Origin of the sequence: Anabaena sp. PCC 7938, from assembly GCF_049315035.1 — a bacterium.
Taxonomy (GTDB): Bacteria; Cyanobacteriota; Cyanobacteriia; order Cyanobacteriales; family Nostocaceae; genus Anabaena; species Anabaena cylindrica.
Window position 1 is genome coordinate 1714421 of record NZ_CP186034.1, and the last position, 18948, is coordinate 1733368.

The window sequence follows — 18948 nt, forward strand, 5'->3', positions numbered from 1 at the left end:
TAGCGATCGCACTTCCTCAACTTCCCAAATAGCGATTCCTAGGTCGCGCTTTGCTATCACACTCCCTCCAACTTCTCAAATAGAAAAGCGATAGATGAGTTACGCGAACACATATCTTACTTAAATTGTGATATACTTAATAAATTGAGAGGTTGAGTTAATATGGAAACGCAAGCAATTCTTGAATCTTTGCCAAAACTCAGTATAAATGAACGCTTAAAAATAGCTGAATTTGCTTTACAATTAGTTAATGAACAACAAGAATTTTTAACAAAAGAACAGCAAAAGTACCAATTAGCATTATCAGCAATTACAGCTATTGCAGATTATACACCTAATGGTGAATTAACTGTTTTCTCTGATTTAGACTCAGAAGATTTTTATGACTATCCAGATGAAGATTAACATAACTTGTAAAACTTATGTATAGAGGTGAAGTCTGGTTAGTTAATTTAGATCCAACTGTAGGCACGGAAATTAGTAAAAAACGTCCTTGTATTATAGTTAATGATAATTCTATTGGTATTTTACCTTTGAAGGTAATTGTTCCAGTTACAGATTGGAAAGAACGTTATTCTATTAGACCTTGGATGGTAAAATTAGAACCAACTACAGAGAATAGTTTAGCAAAAGTTTCTGGTGTTGATACTTTTCAAATACGTTCTGTTTCAGAAACACGATTAGTTAGAAAGTTAGGTCAACTTTCTGAATCAGAAATGCAGCTTATTTCTCAAGCATTAGCTGTGGTGTTAAGTCTTTCTCTGTCAAATTGAGATCGCACCTACTCAACTTCCCAAACATCTCTTTTTAACGAACCACGAAGACGCGAAGAACGCGAAGGTAAGAAAGAAGAGAAGAGAGATCGCATCCCCTCAACTCCCAAACAGTGATCGCATCCCTTCAAATTCCCAAATAGCGAACTGACAAGTCAGCGCTTGCGCTATCGCACACCTACCCCCAAGTATCGCACTCCCTCAACTCCAAAACATCTTTTTTTACCTCACGCAAAGCCGCAAAGACGCAAAGGAAGAAGTTAGAGATCGCACCCCCTCAACTTCCCGACATCCTTTTTTAACGAACCACGAAGACGCGAAGAGCGCGAAGGTAAGAAAGAAGAGAAGATCTAAAAATATTATTCCGCTAGTTTAGCAGTAATTGATTTACCAATATCATGAAAGTAGTCACTGGTTACACCAAAAGCTACAGAATGTTTAACCATCACAAATACAGTTTGATTATTTTTACCAATAAAGAAATAGTGTTTTTTTGAATCTTCTGTTTTTGCAACTTCAATTTTTGTAAACTCAATGTCTGCTATTTTTCGCCAATAACATTCATATCCCATACCGTAGAAAACAACGGCTTTAGGTTTATGTTCTTTGATTCTTTGACTAATATGATTAATTCGTTTCTCAATACAATAATTTTTATAAGTTTCTCTATCAGATAAAAAAGGGAGTTTAGAATGTCTAGCATATATCCAATCATCAATAGACGGTGAAGGTAAAGGCAATAATTCTAATAAACAAGTTTCCTTATCTCTCCTACCTAATTCGTCTAATTGATATTTACGAATATCTTCTACATCAATATTATCTTTTCCGTTAGCACTTAATGTAATACGAATTAATCCCTTCCATGTATTCTGTATTTTCTCATCCCACCATCCCATATCTTGATGATATTCTGCAACATCATCTATTTCATTTTTACCTCTTTTTTCCCATATATTGATTCTACAATTAATGTCTTCAAAATCTTTTCCTCCTGCTTCTTCCATACCAATAAACCAATATTTTCCTTCATAATTACCATATCCATAAAATGTCTCAATTCTTTTTTCTAAAAGCTCATCATTGAAAAATTGCTGACTGTCCATAATTATGTGATTATGCTGAAATAATACTACTTGACAAGTAGCACTAATTTTAGTACAAATTTTCTAATGAATCAAATATATGAAAATTTTTACAGTAGGATTATTACAGGTTTATCCCAATGAAATTAAGACAAGTGGCAAGCGGATGGGAATTTGAAAGTGAAAAAGATTTAGAAGATTTAGTTTGGAACAATTTAGAAAAGCTGTTTGGATATAAACCTTTAAAGCAACAGTATCAAGTCAGTGGACAATATTGTGATATTTTAGCTTTTGGTAAAAACAAGGAACTTGTAATTATAGAATTAAAAAATTCTGAAGATAGATATATTGTACAACAACTTACTCGTTATTATGATGCTCTTTTAGATGAAAAACCTTTTCCTGAATATATAAATTTCCAAGTTCCTATAATTTTAATTGCTGTTACTCCTAATTTTCATAGAGATAACTATACTGATCGAAAATATCATCAGCTAAAATTTAATTTTTTGCAGTTTAAAATTATTTATCAAGAACAAAAATTTAGTCTAAATCTTATTAATGTAGATACCACGCTCAACTGGAAATTTGATTTTGATTATTCCCTAGAAAATCATATTAAAAAAGATATTCCTACTCCTCATAAAAGATTTTATCAATTAATGGAAAAATGTACACCTCAACAACGGTTTAAACTACTAACATTTCGAGAAACAATTTTACAATTTGATGCTCGTATGCAAGAAATAGCTCAAGATGGAGGTATTTATTATGGTAACGGTAAAACTAAACATTGTGCAGAGTTAAGATTAAACAGTAAAAAAGAGCTTGTGTTATTTTTGTGGCTACCTCGTAATTTTCTATGGGGTACACAAGACAATATTTACAGATTCAGAATTTGGACAGATTGGAATAATGCAGCTATAGTTAGACCAGCCTCTAAAGGACTAGGTAAAATAACTGCAACTGATATTGAATTTGCAAAACAAAATTCTAAAAATCAGAGTTTAGATACTTTTCTTTATCATGCTTTAAATAAATGGTTTCAAAGAATTTAATCTTACTTCTTCTTTGCTCATTAGCGCCTTTGCGCGAAACTCTCCGTGCCTCTGCGTCTCTGCGTGAAAAAAAAGGGCATAGTCAAAAACTACACCCCTAAAATTAACCTAAAGTTGCTTCACCTCACTCACCAACTTAGCCACCATATCCTTAGCACTACCAAACAACATTGTTGTCTTATCCTTATAAAACAACTCATTATCCACACCGGCAAAACCGGCACTCATACCGCGCTTAATCACAATAGTCTGCTTTGCCCGATCAACTTCTAAAATCGGCATCCCATAAATAGGACTATTCACATCACTACGCGCTGCTGGATTGACCACATCATTAGCACCAATCACTAACGCCACATCAGCCTGTTCAAACTGGGGATTAATATCCTCCATATCGTACAACTGGGTATAAGCCACATTAGCTTCTGCCAATAATACGTTCATATGTCCTGGCATTCTACCCGCAACAGGGTGAATCGCATATTTCACATCTACACCCATGCGTTCTAGTTGATCAGCCAACTCGCGGACGCTATGCTGTGCTTGAGCAACCGCCATACCGTATCCTGGGACAATCACCACAGAACGGGCATATCCCAACATCATCGCCCCTTCTTCAGGATCGATACTGCGAACAGTTTGATTACTTGCACCAGCAGCAGCACCACCAGTAGCAGTAGAAACTGAACCAAAGGCACTAAATAAGACGCTGAATAAAGAACGGTTCATCGCCTTACACATAATTTCGGTAAGGATTAAACCAGAAGCGCCCACCAAAGCACCGGCGATGATCAACATATTGTTCATCACCACAAACCCAGCCGCAGCCGCAGCTACACCTGAGAGGGAGTTCAACAGGGAGATGACCACGGGCATATCACCGCCACCAATAGGCAGTACAAACATTACACCCAACACCAAGGAAACAGCTACCACTGCTAAAAAGATGGGGAGGCTATCCGGTGAGATGATTAAATATGCACTTCCGGCTAGATATGAACCCAACAGCAAGAGGTTAAATGGTTGCTGTAAGGGGAAGGTAATTGGTGTACCACTTACTAAACCTTGCAATTTAGCAAAAGCCAGAAAACTACCTGTTAAGGTGACACCACCGATTAACACATCCAATAGCATGGAAATGTTGACATCGAGGGGGATAGGTTGAGAACTTCCTAATAACCGCCAAAATTCAGCCACAGCGATAAGTGCGGAAGATGCACCACCCAAACCGTTGAGTAAGCCCACCATTTGGGGCATTTCGGTCATTTGCACTTTGTAAGCTGCGATCGCACCAATAACAGAACCAATCGCCAAGCCTATCAATATCATCTCGTAATTTAAGACTTGCTGATCTAGCATTGTGGCGACAACTGCTAACAGCATTCCCACCGCAGCCACAAGATTACCGTTTCTTGCTGTAGCTGGAGAACCTAGTTTTTTCAAACCGAGGATAAATAATGATGCAGCGACTAAGTACGTCAGCTGAATCCCAGTTGGTAAAAAGTCGCTCATGCTTTAACTTCCTTTTTCTTGAACATTTGCAGCATTCTGTCTGTGACGAGGAAACCACCGACAACGTTAACCATTGCCAATATCACGGCGATTAAACCGAGAATTACTGATAAATTGGTGTTTCTCTCCCCAGCAGCGAGGATTGCGCCAATTACAGAAATACCGGAAATGGCGTTGGAACCGGACATTAAGGGGGTGTGTAAGGTTGGTGGCACTTTGTTAATAACTTCAAAGCCAATGAAAGATGCCAACACCAGTACAAATAAGGCAGCAAGTAATGCTTCTGTCATGATGAATTTTAGGTTGAGGAATTATGTCTCACGCAAAGGCGCAAAGAAAGGTAAGAAGGTTAAACTGCTACAGCTTGCAAAGCATCTTTTACTCGTTGGTTTCTGATTTCTCCAGCGTGGGTAACGCAAGCTGCGTCAACGATGTCGTCACTAAAGTTGATTTGCAAAGCTTTGTCTTTAATTAGCAGTTGCATTAATGAGGTGACGTTCTTTGCATACAGTTGGCTGGCGTGTACTGGCATTGATGAGGGTAAATTGATGGGGCCAATGATTGTGACACCGTTCCAAACAATGTCTTTACCTGCTTCTGTACAAGCGCAGTTACCACCCTGTTCTGCGGCTAAGTCTACTATGACTGAACCTGGTTTCATCTGAGCTACCATTTCTTGGGTAACAAGTTGTGGTGCTTTTCTTCCTGGTACTTGGGCTGTGGTAATGACAACATCAGAGTTTTTGACGTGTTCGGCTACTAGTTCCTGGGTGCGTTTTTTGCTATCTTCGGAGATTTCTTTGGCGTAACCACCTGCGGCTACGGTTTCTTCTTCTAGTTTGACTTCGACGAATTTCGCACCTAAGCTTTGTACTTCTTCTTTAACTGCTGGGCGAATGTCAAAGGCTTCTACTACTGCGCCTAGTCTTCTGGCTGTGGCGATCGCTTGCAATCCGGCTACACCTGCTCCCATAATAAATACTTTAGCTGGTGCGATCGTACCTGCCGCAGTCGTCAACATTGGAAAATATTTCGGTAAGGCCGCAGCAGCAATTAATACGGCTTTATAACCCGCTAGTGAAGCTTGGGAAGATAAAGCATCCATGCTTTGCGCCCTTGTAGTACGAGGAATTAATTCCATACTCAAAGCTGTAATTTGCCGATTTGCCAATTGTTGCGCTATTACGGGATTACCCAAGGGATTGAGGAAGCTAATTAATACAGATCCTGACTTGAGTAATTCAATTTCTGATCGTCCATCTTCTCTTTCCTGTGGAGGGCTGACTTTGAGCAAAATATCCGCTTCTCCCCATAATTTAGCAGTATCAGCTACAACTGTCGCTCCTGCTGCTTCATAGTCAGAATCACTGAAAAATGCTTTTTCTCCCGCACCTGTTTCTACAAAAACCTCTAAGCCTTGTTTGACTAATCTGGACACGGTGTCGGGAATTAATGCTACACGACGTTCACAAACTTCAATTTCTTTAGCAACTGCTATTCTCATGCAATCTCCTGAAGATAAATACTACTAACTATGGAATTTCTCTGTTGATGAAGGATTTGTCGCACTTATAAAGCATAGGTGAGTAATCTCAGTCCTGAGTTTTTCTAGTAGATTTCACCTTTAACTTTGTCTTTCCCACTCTTATTTTCTCCAAGCAAAGCTTCACTCTGCCGCTTACATAAGTCACAATTCCAGATATTTGCACGCAAACTAATTTACTTATTGGACATCTTATGGTGATTTTCTGATGTTATATCTATGTCTTCAGATTATTTTCGGGATTGATAATGTACGGTCTTTCTAGTTGGCATCTTGAAGTATTCATCAAATTTCGTCGGATTGATATTTTTCCAATTAATTCTTAATTATTTAAACTTTCGTTGCTGTTGTTGAAAACTTTACAAAGTCCACAAAAACTGACAATTTACATTATGGCGAATTGAGGGGAGAAGTTTAAACGCAACGTGGCGCAGAGGTAAGCGCAGAGGTACGGAGAGAATTTGCTACGAAGTTAATGATCATGAAATGCTATGAAATTTATTAACCGAATTAAGATTGTTAAATAAGTAACTGCGTATATCTAAGTAGGATGAATTTTTTACCTAAAAAGGCACTTTGACTTTTATTTATCGTCTATTGTGATGAATACAGTAGTAAAGTTTAGTTAAGAATACTAACTCCCTGTTACTTAAGATTATAATTTACCATTTCCTAGAGGAAGCGTAACTATGCGACGTGTACTTTCTGCCTTGGCTGTGACTGGCTGTTTATTGACGAGTCTTCCGGCTATGACTTGGGCGCAGAGCCTACCTGGTTTAACGCTATTTAGCGGTGTCAAAAGAGAAAATCAGTTGCCCTTCCGGTTAGATTTTGGCGGTCAAACTAATGCCTGGGATAGATACATACTCAGACTTCCTGCCGAAAAAATGAAGTTGGCTGTGGCTCAATTTGCTATCACTTACCCCAAATATTACAAAGGTAGCTTTGACACCAAAAAAGTTGAAGTCATAGTCAAAGGAAAAAGCCTTCCCCTATCTGAAGTGAAATGGGACAAAGAAGGACGGGTGCTGGAAATATTTCCTGTAGAACCAGTACCAGCAGGTAGTAACGTTGAGTTAGTTTTAAATAACGTGCAGAATCCAACCTTTGGGGGGATTTACTATTTTAACTGTCAGGTTCTCTCCCCTGGAGATGTGCCACTACTACGTTATCTTGGCTCTTGGATTATTAGTATTTCCTAACCAGGGAATTCTTAACTCTTAACAGGCAGGAGGAAGATGAATACTCAATCCATTCCCCTGCGACTCTATCCAGAAATATGTTGAGATTGCCTGTAAAGTGGTATGATAGCAGATTGTGACTTTTTATAAAAATCGTCTAAGAGGAGAACGGTATGCAAAGAACGTTGGGCGGTACTTGCCGTAAGAGAAAAAGAACCTCTGGTTTTCGCGCTAGAATGCGGACACCAGATGGCAGAAACGTGATTAGCGCCAGAAGAAGAAAAGGTCGTCATCGTCTGAGCGTTTAGGGGTACATTCGGTCAATAGAGCAACTGTGGCTTTGCCCAAAGCATATAGACTAAAATCCCGCAGGGATTTTCAGGCAGTTTTCCGAGAAGGAATTCGGTGTCATAGCTCTCATTTCACTTTGAGAGCTTTAAAGCCGTCGCGTTCAAAAGAACCTTCTTTGGATACTGCCCCTGCAACAACACAAGCAAATGGCAATGAAAATTTAGCCAGTACGCAAATTGGCATTTCCATTAGTACCAAAGTCAGTAAAAGGGCAGTAGTTCGCAACCGAATCAAACGCCAAATTACAGGTGCTTTGTATCAACTATTGCCTAGGTTATCCCCAGGATGGCGATTAGTAGTGATTGTGAAGCCAAAGTCAGCAGAATCTGAGTGCGTAAGCCAACAATTTCTGCAAGAATTAGAGCAGTTGTTGGCAAAAGCTGAGGTAATAAATGGGCATTCGTGAAGAAATTTATTATGAGGGTGGCCCCCATATCGGGGATTTAATTCTCAATTTGCTGATTGGGCTAACTGTGATTGGTTTACCATTAACTGTTGGGGCAATTGTGAGAGCGTTATGGCTACGTTTCCGCATTACTGATCGAAGAGTTGGTGTAACGGGTGGTTGGCTAGGACGCGATCGCACTGACGTGATTTACTCAGAAATAGTCAAAATCGTCAAAGTCCCTCGTGGCATTGGCATCTGGGGAGATATGGTACTAACTCTCAAAAACGGTACTCGTTTAGAAATGCGGGCTGTTCCCAACTTCCTAGAAGTTTATGACTACATTAATGCCAGAATTGCTGCTAAAAACCCCGAATATAGCAGTTCTAAATAGTCACAGTTCCGAGTTAGATCCTTTTTCATTTTCACTTGATGATTTACTAACTCCACTACCACATTTAGCATTCTCTTTTCATATCATGTGCGGCTATCCGTAGCCCAGGGTAGTCGCTAACAAATCACGATTTAGATAAATTAGATTAAGTTCAGTTAACAGTACCTCAGGTTGGATTCAGAATAATGGATTTTGGTATCGGGTTCCTCTCGAACAACGTGATGCTGCCAATCATAGATTTTTTCTATGGTATTGTGCCTAGCTATGGATTGGCTATAGTTGCCTTGACATTGATAATCCGCTTTGCGCTCTATCCCCTGAGTGCTGGCTCCATTCGTAGTATGCGACGAATGCGGATTGTGCAGCCCTTGATGCAAAAGCGGATGGCAGAAGTCAAAGAGCGTTATAAAGATGATGCTCAAAAGCAGCAAGAGGAAATGGTAAATGTCCAAAAAGAATTTGGCAACCCATTAGCCGGATGTTTGCCGCTGCTGTTACAGATGCCAGTATTACTAGCACTGTTTGCCACTTTGCGAGGTTCACCATTTGCGGGAGTTAGTTACTCCGTTAACTTGCAAGTCTTTCCTGCCGAACAAATCGAACAAATTCAACCCCAAGCTTTTGCTACTCCCCCGCAAAATATTTATATTGCTGATGGAGATCACACAAAAATCACTGCTATTCTTCCCAGTGGTAACAAGTTGGCTGTGGGAGAAAAAACTAAAATTCAATATCAGACAGTAGAAGGTAAACCCTTTAATTCGCTCTTAGCAGAACATCCAGAAACCAAGTTAACCCCAGAATGGAAAATTACCAAAGGGGAAGAAAGGGTCAAAATTGATGCTGATGGCAATATAGAAGCCTTACAGCCAGGAGATGTTACCATCCAAGGTACAATTCCCGGACTAGCAGCAGATAAAGGATTTCTGTTTATTGATGCTCTAGGTAGGGTAGGCGCACAAGATCCAGATGGTACAATCCACTGGGATATTGTGGCGATGATTGTCTTCTTTGGTATCAGTCTTTATGTTAGCCAATTGCTTTCTGGGCAAAATTCCAGTGGTGGTAATCCCCAGCAGGACACAGTTAACAAAATTACCCCTGTTATCTTTTCGGGGATGTTTCTGTTTTTCCCTCTGCCAGCTGGTGTACTGATGTACATGGTAATTGGTAACGTTTTCCAAACCCTGCAAACTTACATTCTTTCCCGCGAACCTCTATCTGAGGAATTGCAAAAGATGGTAGCAGTTCAGGAGAAGGAAAAAGAAAAAGAAGCTGCAAGCGGAGATCAAAAGACATTGCCCTTTGAGCCAAAAAGTTCTAAGAAAAAGGCTACAGGCTGATTATGAGTGATATTTCTATGCAGCGTGGTGAAGAATGGTTAAAGCAACTGCTGCAACTCATTGGTGTTTCTACTAATGTTAAAGGTAATTTAGGGTCTGCTCCAGCTATCGGAGCAGATGCTCATGAACCGGATAGCCACTGGTTGACAATTGAGCAAACCAATTTGATGCCGGAACAAATAAGGATGTTAATAGGTGCTGGTGGTTCTGTGCTAGATGCGATGCAGTATTTAGCAAATTCGGTGCTGAATTTGAACGAACCAGAGGATGAGCAAGCATCTTATACCATTGAATTAAATGGCTACCGTGTCAGACGACAAGCAGAAATTAACAACTTGGCGGAAATAGCTGTTCAAGAAGTCCGCTTTTCTGGTCGAGAGGTGGAAATTAAATCTCTCAGTTCGGCTGAAAGACGACAAATTCACAACTTTTTGAAGGATTTTCCTGATTTGGAAACCTTCAGCCGTGGCAAGGAACCTCATCGCCATTTGGTCGTTCGTCCTGCGACTGAACCACCAACAGATCCTGGTTATGAGAGCTAAAATAAGAGATGTAGTGTCAGCAATTTTGCTGGTGATCAACTGTAATTTTTCGTGAGGATTTCTCACAAATCCTATGGACGCTATTTTTATTCCGCAGCTAACTAAAGCCCCGGAGCGAACAGAGGAAATTCAAGTTAATGAATCTCTGCCTGGTCTGGAAACTCTAACCCCGGTGCGTGGAACTATCCACGTACAGCATCAGGGTACTTATTTAGAGGTATCCAGTAAGGCAGAAACAATTATCACTTGTACCTGTAATCGCTGCTTGCAGCAATATAATCAACGGTTGGCTGTTAATACTAAAGAAATTATTTGGTTAGAGGAAAATGCTAATCAAGCGGAACACTTGCCTTTAGAAATGGAAGTGGCTGTAGAAGATTTAGTGGAAACAGTATCACCTAATGGTTATTTTTATCCTAGTGAATGGTTGTATGAGCAGATGTGTTTAGCGATTCCGCAGCGTCAGTTGTGCGATCGCAATTGTCCAGGTATTTTAGAGACTGTTGCTAGTTCTGAGGAGATTGTCGATAGCCGTTGGGCTTCTTTACAAAGCTTGAAAAAACAACTTCCTGAATAGGAAAATAAACTCAAGTAAGGCATTTGAGTTATAGCCAGTGAAACTATTACGACTCAAGGACAACTGTCCCTAAAGAAATTAGAGCGCTCTCACTAAATTGTATCTGGCGAATAAACATCCTTTAATAACTTTGGAGCATAGGAAACAAATTTTCTATTGCTCCTTTTTTCTTGTTCTTTTAAATCTTGATAAATTGCCTGTAAGTCATTGTTGAATCGACTAGAATGGGCTTCTCTAAATTGATAGATTTCTTGTATAATCGGATCTTCCCACATAAATCTTACCTCTCTATCAATTCTTCAGGGTGACAAATTATATATTCAGTTTTTTTTACAGATTATTTTCTTGATTGAACTAAATATTGACTTAGATTATTTAATAATCTTTGATGCCTTTCTGTTGAAATTGCGCCAATTGAGCCAATTATACTGTTACGAGTGATGACAGTTAAAAAACTTAATCTAATCACAGATTGACTAACTAACCCACTGGATTCAAAATCATCATTATTAGGTGAAACTATTTCATCAAAATTAGAAATATATTGTTTTAATTGGGTACTGATTCCACAAACCAAAAAGGCTTGATATTTTGGCATTTCTTTCAAAATCAGCGCAGGACGGTTTTTTATTTCTCCATTTGCTTGTGGAATAGGAGTTAGTATAATATTACCTTCTTTCATAATTAGGGTTATATTCTTTTATTGATTCTAGAGTATATTCTGGTTCATTGTCTGCATAACATTGATTTAAGTTATTTAAAGAAAAATTTTCCCAATCTTCTCTTTCTTCTGTATCGGGTTCTAAAACAATAGGAATAATAAATACTTTTGTTCCTTCTGGAATAGATATGGGATCTACTAATTCTATTTTCCCATTTTTAACAATTGCTAAATGTCCTGATATCATTGTGTTAGATCCTTGTTTTTCTGTATTTTAGCACCATTAAAATTCAGCCAACCCACGGTAAGATTGTACTATTTTTAAACATTCTTTAAGATCAGCACCAACCCACTTTCCAGCATGGCGTAGAATTGATTTACCTGAGCCTTGACGATGAGGTGGATGAGGTTGTGATAATTTGGTAGAGTGTTTGTTTTTATTGAGCATATAATATTTAGCATTTCTATTTCTATAAGCCCTGTTTCTGACATAATTTTATCTCCTTGCTCTTGTACTATGATAAGTTATTCAGAGGTTAAATGCGATAAACAACTACAGTAACTGAACTATGATAAAAAACCAACCTGTTGCTATTGATTTATTTGCGGGTGCTGGAGGCTTTGGTTTAGGTTTTAAGATGGCAGGTTTTTCTATTCCTATCTCTGTTGAAATTGATGCTTGGGCTTGTGATACACTGCGTTATAACCAGCCTGAAATGACAGTTATTCAAAATGATATTCGTAATTTTAACACCCTAAATAGTGTTAAAGATATCTGTCTCTACAAGCCAGATATTATTATTGGTGGTCCTCCATGTCAAGGTTTTAGTATTGCTGGTCCAGCCGAAAAAGACCCGCATGATCCTAGAAATACTTTATTCATTAATTTTGCTAAGTGGATAAGTTTTCTGGAACCTAAAGCATTTGTTATGGAGAATGTGAAAGGTTTACTATCACGTAAAAATGCTGAAGGTGTCAAGGTAATAGATATCATTAAGAAAACTTTTGAAGAACTCGGCTATTTTGTAGAAGTATGGTTACTCAATTCTGCTGAATATGGTGTACCACAAATTAGAGAGCGTGTTTTTATTGTCGGAAACAAACTAGGTCAGAAATTAGGTATACCGAAAAAAACACATTCCCTTAATTTATTAAATATTAATAGTTATCAATTATCGTTTGAGGAAATAAATTTAATCCCTGCTATTAACTTATGGGATGCAATATCAGATTTACCACCACTTAAGGCGCGTGAAGGTAAAGAAGAACAATCTTATATATTAGAATCTCAAAATCACTATCAGAACTGGATCAGAAATAGGGGCAAAATACTCTATAATCATGTAGCTATGGAACATTCTCAGAGGTTAGTAGAACGTTTTAAACAAATCAAATGGGGTGAATGTAGTTCAGATGTCCCAAAAGAATATGGCGCTAAACGTCGTAGTGGAAATGGTGAATTATCTAATAAAACTTATGATCAAAATAACCGACGTTTAAATCCCTCTAAACCAGCACATACCATAGCTGCTTCCTTTTATGCAAATTTTATCCATCCTTTCCAGCATCGTAATTTGACAGCCCGTGAAGGTGCGCGTGTTCAATCTTTCCCTGATACTTATCGTTTTCTAGGAAAAAAAACAGTTGTATCTCATAAGTTACTACAACGGGAAAATAGATTTAATGAAAAGTTTCTTTGTCAGTACAATCAAGTAGGTAATGCTGTACCACCTCTTCTTGCTAAAGCAATTGCACTTCATCTTCAAGAAACATTAAAACTATGCCCACAACTGATAGAAACCCTTTAGTTCATGGTTCAAATCTGGAACAAAAGGAGAAACACCGCACAAAATACAGGGATGCTGATAGTAAAAAATATCTCCGAGAGATTAGAATGGAGTATGATAAATGGCACTTAGCTAATGTTAAATTAGTGGGTCCGACATCAACACCATCTGATAATGATGATGCAATTATTTCTAAAAGGTTAGAACTTTTATCAACATATAAGGATTTTTTAGATCAACAACATTATGCTGAGAAGTTTGACTCTCGCTCCAATCTTCACTCTAGTGTGTTGGAAGAATTTCTTTATTATTTATTTCGAGATTTAGCAAAAGATTTTGGAGAAAATGCTCTCATTGGAAAATCTCATACTTTCAAAGATATTTTCTTTGTTCCTCCAAAATATGCTGAGATGTTGAAACGTCCCTATGCACGTATTGAAAAAAAAGACCATGATTTTGTGATTGGTGCAACTATTGAAGCATCATTTGAAGCAGTTACACCACCAGAAGAAGAAGAAAATCCTGGTGAAATGCTGACAATTGTTAAAGAAGAACCTGAAAACTACTCAGAAGTTACAGTTACAGGTAATACAGAAACTCATATTTTTGATATTCCAGTTATTGTCATTGAATGTAAAACTTATCTTGATAAAACTATGCTGGAAGGTTCATCACGAGCCGCAGAGGACTTAAAAGCAAGAAATCCAAATAGTTTGTATATTGTACTAATGGAGTGGATAAAGTTGACAAGTGATGTCAATCTTCGCAAGTATAAGGTTGATCAGATTTATGTACTACGTCAGCAGAAAAACACTGATAGAGAATTTAGGTATGAAGAAAAATATATTAAAAATCCAATTAATCCAACTGTAGTTCAACATTTATTCCATAAAGTACGGAAGCATTTAACAATGGACTGGACTGGAGGAATTGAATATGGGATACAGCGCGGTTGGTTGATTGAAGAATAGTTATGTAAGTATTTCAATATAAAGTTGTGCAATTGTAATTGTTCATGTATTTTAGATACTGTTGCTAGTTCTGAGGAGATTGTTGATAGCCGTTGGGCTTCTTTGCAAAGCTTGAAAAAGCAACTTCCAGAATAGTACAATCAACTCAAGTAAGGAATTTGAGTTATAGCTGGTGAAACTATCACGACTCAAGGACAAGTAACTATCCCAAAAGAAATTAGAGATTATCTCAACCTTGACGCAGGTAGCAAGGTTGATTTTGTCATTGATGAAAATAGGATAGTCAAACTTATTCCTTTGAATGTTACTGTTCAAAGCTTATCCGGTATTTTACATCATCCGGGTATGACTCCCTCGACTTTAGAGGAAATGGAAGCAGCAATTAGAGAAGAATCAAGTGATTGGAGTTGATACAAATATTTTAGTGCGCTACCTGACAAAAGATGATGAAGAGCAGTGGGAAAAAGTAGCACTTTCAAGGTGACTAACGAATATACGTTGTTTCATTGATTCAATTTTAAATCTTCCTATCAAATTTTGGGTTTTTGAAGGTTGAAACAACCAATCTTCGTTCCAAATTTCACCACCTTGAAAGGGCTAGTCCTAGTAATTTATTTTTCGGAAGTCACTTACAGGATAATGTCAGACGCTAAAATTGTTGTCAATCCAGTAAGTTGAATTTCCATATCCGCAGTGAAGTTACCGTCACCATTGATTTCTGCCTGTAAGAATAGGTTCCCACCACTAGTAGAGAAGCGTACTTGAGGCCCACTTCCATTAAATGCTGCACTACCGATAAATGTGAAGGCTTGATTACCAGCAAGTAAGATATCGGCATCTATGGACGAAAAATCAATTTTGTCAACCCCTGATGTAAAATCTGTGAAAATATCTCGCGTCACACCTACCTGACTTTCAGCTGTAGCAAAATACTTATAGATGTCGTTGCCTGTGCCGTCAGTTATGGTGTCAGTACCCAAGCCACCTATGAGAGTGTCGTTACCTGCACCACCGTTTATTGTGTCGTTGCCATCTCCACCATTAATGGTGTCGTTACCTGCACCAGTGTTGATAACGTTATTACCCACAGTACCAATGATGCTGTCGTTTCCTGCACCTGTATTCACATTCTCGAAATTGATCGCCGTCTCACCCACAAAGTTGGTGACTCCGGTAGTCATATTCAGTACGTAAGTACCTGCAAAGAAAGTGACATCAAGGGTGTCTATACCTGCACCTCCATCCATTACATCCAGTCCAAGTCCACCGTCAACCGTGTCGTTACCCAAACCACCATTAATCGTATCGTTGCCTGCACCACCGTTAATGATGTCGTTACCAGCACCAGTGTTGATGATGTTATTACCCACAGTACCAATGATGCTGTCGTTACCTGCACCTGTATTCACATTCTCGAAATTGATCGCCGTCTCACCCACAAAGTTGGTGACTCCGGTAGTCATATTCAGTACGTAAGCACCTGCAAAGAAAGTAACATCAAGGGTGTCTATACCTGCACCCCCATCCATCACATCCAATCCAGATCCACCGTCAATTATGTCGTTGCCTAAACCACCGTTAATCGTGTCGTTGCCAGCACCACCGTTAATTGTATCGTTACCAGCACCAGTATTGATGATGTTATTACCCGCAGTGCCGATAATGCTGTCGTTTCCTGCACCTGTGTTCACGTTTTCAAAATTAATTGCCGTCTCACCCACAAAGTTGGTGACTCCGGTAGTCATATTCAGTACGTAAGCACCTGCAAAGAAAGTAACATCAAGGGTGTCTATACCTGCACCCCCATTCATCACATCTACGCCAAATCCACCATCAATTGTGTCGTTGCCAGCACCACCATCAATTGTGTCGTTGCCATCTCCACCCTTGATCGAGTCGTTACCAGCACCAGTGTTGATAACGTTATTACCCGCAGTACCAATGATGCTGTCGTTTCCTGCACCTGTATTCACGTTTTCAAAATTAATTGCCGTCTCACCCACAAAGTTGGTGACTCCGGTAGTCATATTCAGTACGTAAGCACCTGCAAAGAAAGTAACATCAAGGGTGTCTATACCTGCACCCCCATCCATCACATCTAAGCCAAATCCACCGTTAATCGTGTCGTTGCCATCTCCACCGTCAATGGTGTCGTTACCGTCTCCACCGTTAATCGTGTCGTTGCCGTTATTGCCGAATAGGAGATCGTTTCCCAACAAACCTATAAGAATATCATTCCCATTATCACCAAGGATAAGATCGTCTAAATTAGTCCCAGTAGTAGTATTATTGTCGGCCAGGTTGCCATCAAAAATGTCAGTAAAAATTGGGTTAGGCATAATTTTTTTTTAATTTTTTGCACCGTGTTAGTACCTACACTTTGCACTTTCCTGATTTCGGACTGGATTAAAAATTAAAAATGAAAGAACGGAGATAAGCAGCTGGGAACAATTAAATCAGGACTTACGCATCTGGTACATTGATAAGGTGTCTCAGATATCAAAAATCTGTTTATTTAGTAGATTTATGCAGTCTGATGTGGTTGGTGAGTTTGCCGAACCACACCCTTGTATATTTTCAATAATCAAACCGGATTCCTATATCAATATAAAATGACTGTCTAGTTGTTAGACACGATACAAGCCTTAACAATAGGAGAATAACAAATCACCAAACAAATACCTTATGAACTTCCGAGACGAATTTAAACTCCTCCTCCGCGCCCGCTACCCGCTGATTTATATACCCACCTACGAAGAAGAACGGGTAGAAGCCGCTATCCGCGAAGAAGCCACAAACCAAGGAAATCGCCCCGTTTATACATGGGATTTTGTCGATGGTTATCAAGGAAACCCCAATGATGTCGGGTTTGGAAAACGCAACCCGTTACAAGCTTTAGAATTTATTGAAAAATTACCAGCTTCCGCCCCAGCAGTCTTAATTCTCCGGGATTATCACCGCTTTTTAGATGATGTGGCTATTTCTCGCAAACTCCGCAACTTAGCCCGACTCCTCAAATCCCAACCGAAAAATATTGTTTTATTATCCCCACGTATTGCTATTCCTGACGATTTAATGGAAGTGTTGACGGTGGTTGAATTTCCCTTACCCGCAGCACCAGAAATTAAAGCCGAGGTAGAACGGTTATTACAAGCCACTGGTAACTCACCTTCTGGTAAATTTCTTGATGACTTGGTGCGTTCTTGTCAAGGTTTATCTATGGAACGGATACGCCGAGTTTTAGCTAGGGCTGTAGCATCCCACGGACAATTACAACCAGAAGACGTTGATTTAGTTTTGGAGGAAAAACGCCAAACTATCCGCCAAACCCAAATCCTGGACTTTTACCCAGCCACTGAGCAGATTTCTGATATAGGAGGACTTGATAACCTTAAAGACTGGTTAATTCGTCGTGGTGGCGCATTTACAGAAAAAGCACGACAGTACGGATTACCACACCCCCGTGGGTTAATGTTGGTGGGGATTCAAGGAACTGGAAAATCATTAACAGCTAAAGCGATCGCACATAATTGGCATTTACCCCTGTTACGCTTAGATGTAGGGCGTTTATTTGGCGGTTTAGTCGGTGAATCAGAATCCCGCACTCGCCAAATGATTCAAGTCGCAGAAGCCCTCGCACCTTGTATTTTATGGATTGATGAAATTGATAAAGCCTTTTCTGGTTTAGGTAGTAAAGGTGATGCAGGAACAACTAGCCGCGTATTTGGAACATTTATCAGTTGGTTAGCAGAAAAAACATCCCCCGTGTTTGTCGTCTGTACGGCTAACGATATCCAAGCCTTACCCCCAGAAATGTTACGGAAAGGGCGATTTGATGAAATTTTCTTTGTCGGTTTACCCAGCCAAGAGGAGAGAAAAGCAATTTTTAATGTCCATTTATCCCGATTGCGTTCCTATAACTTGAAAGCCTATGACATTGATAGGTTAGCCTACGAAACTCCTGATTTTTCGGGCGCAGAGATTGAGCAAACCTTAATTGAAGCGATGCACATCGGATTTAGTCAAAATCGTGACTTTACCACCGATGATGTTTTAGAATCAGCCAGTCAAATCATACCTTTGGCCCGAACTGCGGTAGAGCAGATTCAAAAATTGCAAGAATGGGCTGCTTCTGGGAGAGCGCGTCTAGCTTCCAAGCAGAATCCATTGAGCGATACCTTTGGTAAACTGTGCTAACCAGATAATAATTTAGTCGATAATACTTAATCAATAGTTCATCCTGACATCATGAATTAATATGGACTATTGATTTAGTGGTTTTGAGGTTCTCACTATGATTGTTGGTGTATTTAAATATATACTTGGTTTTTTATTAGCGATCGCTGTTTTATTAGGTAGTGGACTGACAGTGGCCCTTTATTTTGTCAATCGTACCGCCATACCGCCAGAAAGACCCAAATTTGCTAATGATAATCCCAAGCCGAAACCGGATAAACCAAAAGCAATTCAGGTCAAAGCTAATCCTAAATCTAGCCCTGAATCCACTCCTACTCCTACCCCTACTCCCACAGAATCACCCAAGTCATTACCACCAGGAGCTTACCAAGGTTTAGTAACTTGGCCTCAAGGCTTGAGTATGCGAGAACAACCCACTATGGATGCAAAGAGTGTGGGTGGAGTTTCCGCTAATCAAAAAGTGATCATTTTAGAAGAAAGCCAGGATAAAAACTGGCAAAAAATTCGTGTTGAAGGTAGTGATCAAGAAGGTTGGGTAAAAGCAGGTAACACTAAAAAGGTAGAATAGCAAAAGGGCAGCATACTCAC

General features: G+C 39.2%; 24 protein-coding genes. 15 read left to right on the forward strand and 9 right to left on the reverse strand.

The genetic code is table 11. The annotated features are described in order from the left end of the window. The first annotated feature begins 162 nt into the window (after positions 1 to 162). Positions 163 to 405, forward strand: a complete 243-nt coding sequence (locus ACOWPH_RS07965) for a hypothetical protein (protein WP_015214878.1) — start codon at positions 163 to 165, stop codon at positions 403 to 405. Positions 406 to 422: 17 nt separating this feature from the next. Continuing rightward, positions 423 to 773, forward strand: a complete 351-nt coding sequence (locus ACOWPH_RS07970) for a type II toxin-antitoxin system PemK/MazF family toxin (RefSeq protein WP_015214879.1) — start codon at positions 423 to 425, stop codon at positions 771 to 773. Positions 774 to 1132: 359 nt separating this feature from the next. Here the strand turns inward: ACOWPH_RS07970 and ACOWPH_RS07975 are convergent, their stop codons facing one another. Then, the gene (locus ACOWPH_RS07975; protein ID WP_015214880.1) at positions 1133 to 1879 is read right to left on the reverse strand and encodes a hypothetical protein; all 747 of its coding nucleotides are present in this window, start codon (positions 1877 to 1879) and stop codon (positions 1133 to 1135) included. 119 nt (positions 1880 to 1998) lie between these two features. Between ACOWPH_RS07975 and ACOWPH_RS07980 the strand changes: the two genes are divergently transcribed. Continuing rightward, positions 1999 to 2916, forward strand: coding sequence for an endonuclease NucS domain-containing protein (locus tag ACOWPH_RS07980; protein ID WP_015214881.1), 918 nt, complete (start codon positions 1999 to 2001; stop codon positions 2914 to 2916). Between the two features lie 108 nt (positions 2917 to 3024). On the opposite strand, the gene ACOWPH_RS07985 is transcribed toward ACOWPH_RS07980, so the two are convergent. Genes ACOWPH_RS07985 through ACOWPH_RS07995 form a run of 3 tightly spaced genes read right to left on the reverse strand, consistent with a single transcriptional unit; the run spans position 3025 to position 5932 of the window. Beyond that, on the reverse strand, positions 3025 to 4428 hold the full coding sequence (locus ACOWPH_RS07985; protein WP_015214882.1) for an NAD(P)(+) transhydrogenase (Re/Si-specific) subunit beta: 1404 nt from the start codon (positions 4426 to 4428) through the stop codon (positions 3025 to 3027). After that, the gene (locus ACOWPH_RS07990; protein ID WP_015214883.1) at positions 4425 to 4718 is read right to left on the reverse strand and encodes an NAD(P) transhydrogenase subunit alpha; all 294 of its coding nucleotides are present in this window, start codon (positions 4716 to 4718) and stop codon (positions 4425 to 4427) included. Before ACOWPH_RS07990 ends, ACOWPH_RS07985 begins: the two co-directional genes overlap by 4 nt. A 59-nt stretch (positions 4719 to 4777) precedes the next feature. After that, a complete protein-coding gene (locus tag ACOWPH_RS07995; RefSeq protein ID WP_015214884.1) occupies positions 4778 to 5932 on the reverse strand; it encodes a Re/Si-specific NAD(P)(+) transhydrogenase subunit alpha in 1155 nt (384 codons plus the stop codon). A gap of 728 nt (positions 5933 to 6660) precedes the next feature. On the opposite strand from ACOWPH_RS07995, the gene ACOWPH_RS08000 reads away from it, so the two are divergent. The 7 genes from ACOWPH_RS08000 to ACOWPH_RS08030 all read left to right on the forward strand — a co-directional run bounded on the left by ACOWPH_RS08000 (position 6661) and on the right by ACOWPH_RS08030 (position 10744). Next, positions 6661 to 7173 carry a DUF2808 domain-containing protein gene (locus ACOWPH_RS08000; RefSeq protein WP_015214885.1) on the forward strand — a complete coding sequence of 171 codons (513 nt, stop codon included), beginning with the start codon at positions 6661 to 6663 and terminating at the stop codon, positions 7171 to 7173. Positions 7174 to 7325: 152 nt separating this feature from the next. Further along, complete coding sequence (rpmH, locus tag ACOWPH_RS08005) at positions 7326 to 7460, forward strand: 50S ribosomal protein L34 (RefSeq protein WP_015209090.1); 135 nt, start codon at positions 7326 to 7328, stop codon at positions 7458 to 7460. 26 nt (positions 7461 to 7486) lie between these two features. Then, positions 7487 to 7909, forward strand: a complete 423-nt coding sequence (gene rnpA, locus ACOWPH_RS08010; RefSeq protein ID WP_015214886.1) for a ribonuclease P protein component — start codon at positions 7487 to 7489, stop codon at positions 7907 to 7909. Further along, on the forward strand, positions 7896 to 8282 hold the full coding sequence (locus tag ACOWPH_RS08015) for a PH domain-containing protein (protein WP_015214887.1): 387 nt from the start codon (positions 7896 to 7898) through the stop codon (positions 8280 to 8282). The genes rnpA and ACOWPH_RS08015 overlap by 14 nt, the downstream gene beginning before the upstream one ends. A 185-nt stretch (positions 8283 to 8467) precedes the next feature. Further along, positions 8468 to 9625: a membrane protein insertase YidC gene (yidC, locus tag ACOWPH_RS08020; RefSeq protein WP_015214888.1), complete on the forward strand. Its 1158-nt coding sequence runs from the start codon at positions 8468 to 8470 to the stop codon at positions 9623 to 9625. Between the two features lie 2 nt (positions 9626 to 9627). Beyond that, positions 9628 to 10167: a protein jag gene (locus ACOWPH_RS08025; protein ID WP_015214889.1), complete on the forward strand. Its 540-nt coding sequence runs from the start codon at positions 9628 to 9630 to the stop codon at positions 10165 to 10167. Between the two features lie 73 nt (positions 10168 to 10240). Beyond that, complete coding sequence (locus ACOWPH_RS08030; RefSeq protein WP_015214890.1) at positions 10241 to 10744, forward strand: YceD family protein; 504 nt, start codon at positions 10241 to 10243, stop codon at positions 10742 to 10744. A 92-nt stretch (positions 10745 to 10836) separates the two neighbouring features. Here ACOWPH_RS08030 and ACOWPH_RS08035 read toward each other — a convergent pair whose 3' ends face one another. The 4 genes from ACOWPH_RS08035 to ACOWPH_RS08050 all read right to left on the reverse strand — a co-directional run bounded on the left by ACOWPH_RS08035 (position 10837) and on the right by ACOWPH_RS08050 (position 11853). After that, positions 10837 to 11019: a hypothetical protein gene (locus ACOWPH_RS08035; RefSeq protein ID WP_015214891.1), complete on the reverse strand. Its 183-nt coding sequence runs from the start codon at positions 11017 to 11019 to the stop codon at positions 10837 to 10839. Positions 11020 to 11081: 62 nt separating this feature from the next. Then, positions 11082 to 11426 carry a type II toxin-antitoxin system PemK/MazF family toxin gene (locus ACOWPH_RS08040; protein ID WP_015214892.1) on the reverse strand — a complete coding sequence of 115 codons (345 nt, stop codon included), beginning with the start codon at positions 11424 to 11426 and terminating at the stop codon, positions 11082 to 11084. Then, a complete protein-coding gene (locus tag ACOWPH_RS08045) occupies positions 11413 to 11652 on the reverse strand; it encodes a hypothetical protein (protein WP_015214893.1) in 240 nt (79 codons plus the stop codon). Before ACOWPH_RS08045 ends, ACOWPH_RS08040 begins: the two co-directional genes overlap by 14 nt. A gap of 36 nt (positions 11653 to 11688) precedes the next feature. Next, the gene (locus ACOWPH_RS08050) at positions 11689 to 11853 is read right to left on the reverse strand and encodes a hypothetical protein (RefSeq protein WP_015214894.1); all 165 of its coding nucleotides are present in this window, start codon (positions 11851 to 11853) and stop codon (positions 11689 to 11691) included. 121 nt (positions 11854 to 11974) lie between these two features. Here ACOWPH_RS08050 and ACOWPH_RS08055 point away from each other — a divergent pair, with 121 nt between their 5' ends. From ACOWPH_RS08055 to ACOWPH_RS08065, 3 genes are all read left to right on the forward strand, one after another. Then, positions 11975 to 13213 (forward strand): DNA cytosine methyltransferase, encoded by a 1239-nt coding sequence (locus tag ACOWPH_RS08055; RefSeq protein WP_015214895.1) that lies wholly within the window; start codon positions 11975 to 11977, stop codon positions 13211 to 13213. Continuing rightward, positions 13186 to 14163, forward strand: coding sequence for a Bpu10I family restriction endonuclease (locus tag ACOWPH_RS08060; protein WP_015214896.1), 978 nt, complete (start codon positions 13186 to 13188; stop codon positions 14161 to 14163). The genes ACOWPH_RS08055 and ACOWPH_RS08060 overlap by 28 nt, the downstream gene beginning before the upstream one ends. Positions 14164 to 14328: 165 nt before the next feature. Further along, positions 14329 to 14574 carry an AbrB/MazE/SpoVT family DNA-binding domain-containing protein gene (locus ACOWPH_RS08065; RefSeq protein WP_015214897.1) on the forward strand — a complete coding sequence of 82 codons (246 nt, stop codon included), beginning with the start codon at positions 14329 to 14331 and terminating at the stop codon, positions 14572 to 14574. 218 nt (positions 14575 to 14792) lie between these two features. Here ACOWPH_RS08065 and ACOWPH_RS08070 read toward each other — a convergent pair whose 3' ends face one another. Beyond that, positions 14793 to 16502, reverse strand: coding sequence for a calcium-binding protein (locus ACOWPH_RS08070; protein ID WP_015214898.1), 1710 nt, complete (start codon positions 16500 to 16502; stop codon positions 14793 to 14795). Positions 16503 to 16848: 346 nt separating this feature from the next. On the opposite strand from ACOWPH_RS08070, the gene ACOWPH_RS08075 reads away from it, so the two are divergent. Both ACOWPH_RS08075 and ACOWPH_RS08080 read left to right on the forward strand, forming a co-directional pair. After that, positions 16849 to 18360 carry an AAA family ATPase gene (locus ACOWPH_RS08075; RefSeq protein ID WP_015214899.1) on the forward strand — a complete coding sequence of 504 codons (1512 nt, stop codon included), beginning with the start codon at positions 16849 to 16851 and terminating at the stop codon, positions 18358 to 18360. A gap of 97 nt (positions 18361 to 18457) precedes the next feature. Next, complete coding sequence (locus ACOWPH_RS08080; RefSeq protein ID WP_015214900.1) at positions 18458 to 18928, forward strand: SH3 domain-containing protein; 471 nt, start codon at positions 18458 to 18460, stop codon at positions 18926 to 18928. Positions 18929 to 18948 lie beyond the last annotated feature (20 nt).

Coding starts and splice junctions, on each gene's coding strand:
- ACOWPH_RS07965 (WP_015214878.1), top strand. CDS start 163: ATGGAAACGCAAGCAATTCTTGAATCTTTGCCAAAACTCAGTATAAAT.
- ACOWPH_RS07970 (WP_015214879.1), top strand. CDS start 423: ATGTATAGAGGTGAAGTCTGGTTAGTTAATTTAGATCCAACTGTAGGC.
- ACOWPH_RS07975 (WP_015214880.1), bottom strand. CDS start 1,879: ATGGACAGTCAGCAATTTTTCAATGATGAGCTTTTAGAAAAAAGAATT.
- ACOWPH_RS07980 (WP_015214881.1), top strand. CDS start 1,999: ATGAAATTAAGACAAGTGGCAAGCGGATGGGAATTTGAAAGTGAAAAA.
- ACOWPH_RS07985 (WP_015214882.1), bottom strand. CDS start 4,428: ATGAGCGACTTTTTACCAACTGGGATTCAGCTGACGTACTTAGTCGCT.
- ACOWPH_RS07990 (WP_015214883.1), bottom strand. CDS start 4,718: ATGACAGAAGCATTACTTGCTGCCTTATTTGTACTGGTGTTGGCATCT.
- ACOWPH_RS07995 (WP_015214884.1), bottom strand. CDS start 5,932: ATGAGAATAGCAGTTGCTAAAGAAATTGAAGTTTGTGAACGTCGTGTA.
- ACOWPH_RS08000 (WP_015214885.1), top strand. CDS start 6,661: ATGCGACGTGTACTTTCTGCCTTGGCTGTGACTGGCTGTTTATTGACG.
- rpmH (WP_015209090.1), top strand. CDS start 7,326: ATGCAAAGAACGTTGGGCGGTACTTGCCGTAAGAGAAAAAGAACCTCT.
- ACOWPH_RS08015 (WP_015214887.1), top strand. CDS start 7,896: ATGGGCATTCGTGAAGAAATTTATTATGAGGGTGGCCCCCATATCGGG.
- yidC (WP_015214888.1), top strand. CDS start 8,468: ATGGATTTTGGTATCGGGTTCCTCTCGAACAACGTGATGCTGCCAATC.
- ACOWPH_RS08025 (WP_015214889.1), top strand. CDS start 9,628: ATGAGTGATATTTCTATGCAGCGTGGTGAAGAATGGTTAAAGCAACTG.
- ACOWPH_RS08030 (WP_015214890.1), top strand. CDS start 10,241: ATGGACGCTATTTTTATTCCGCAGCTAACTAAAGCCCCGGAGCGAACA.
- ACOWPH_RS08035 (WP_015214891.1), bottom strand. CDS start 11,019: ATGTGGGAAGATCCGATTATACAAGAAATCTATCAATTTAGAGAAGCC.
- ACOWPH_RS08040 (WP_015214892.1), bottom strand. CDS start 11,426: ATGAAAGAAGGTAATATTATACTAACTCCTATTCCACAAGCAAATGGA.
- ACOWPH_RS08045 (WP_015214893.1), bottom strand. CDS start 11,652: ATGATATCAGGACATTTAGCAATTGTTAAAAATGGGAAAATAGAATTA.
- ACOWPH_RS08050 (WP_015214894.1), bottom strand. CDS start 11,853: ATGCTCAATAAAAACAAACACTCTACCAAATTATCACAACCTCATCCA.
- ACOWPH_RS08055 (WP_015214895.1), top strand. CDS start 11,975: ATGATAAAAAACCAACCTGTTGCTATTGATTTATTTGCGGGTGCTGGA.
- ACOWPH_RS08060 (WP_015214896.1), top strand. CDS start 13,186: ATGCCCACAACTGATAGAAACCCTTTAGTTCATGGTTCAAATCTGGAA.
- ACOWPH_RS08070 (WP_015214898.1), bottom strand. CDS start 16,502: ATGCCTAACCCAATTTTTACTGACATTTTTGATGGCAACCTGGCCGAC.
- ACOWPH_RS08075 (WP_015214899.1), top strand. CDS start 16,849: ATGAACTTCCGAGACGAATTTAAACTCCTCCTCCGCGCCCGCTACCCG.
- ACOWPH_RS08080 (WP_015214900.1), top strand. CDS start 18,458: ATGATTGTTGGTGTATTTAAATATATACTTGGTTTTTTATTAGCGATC.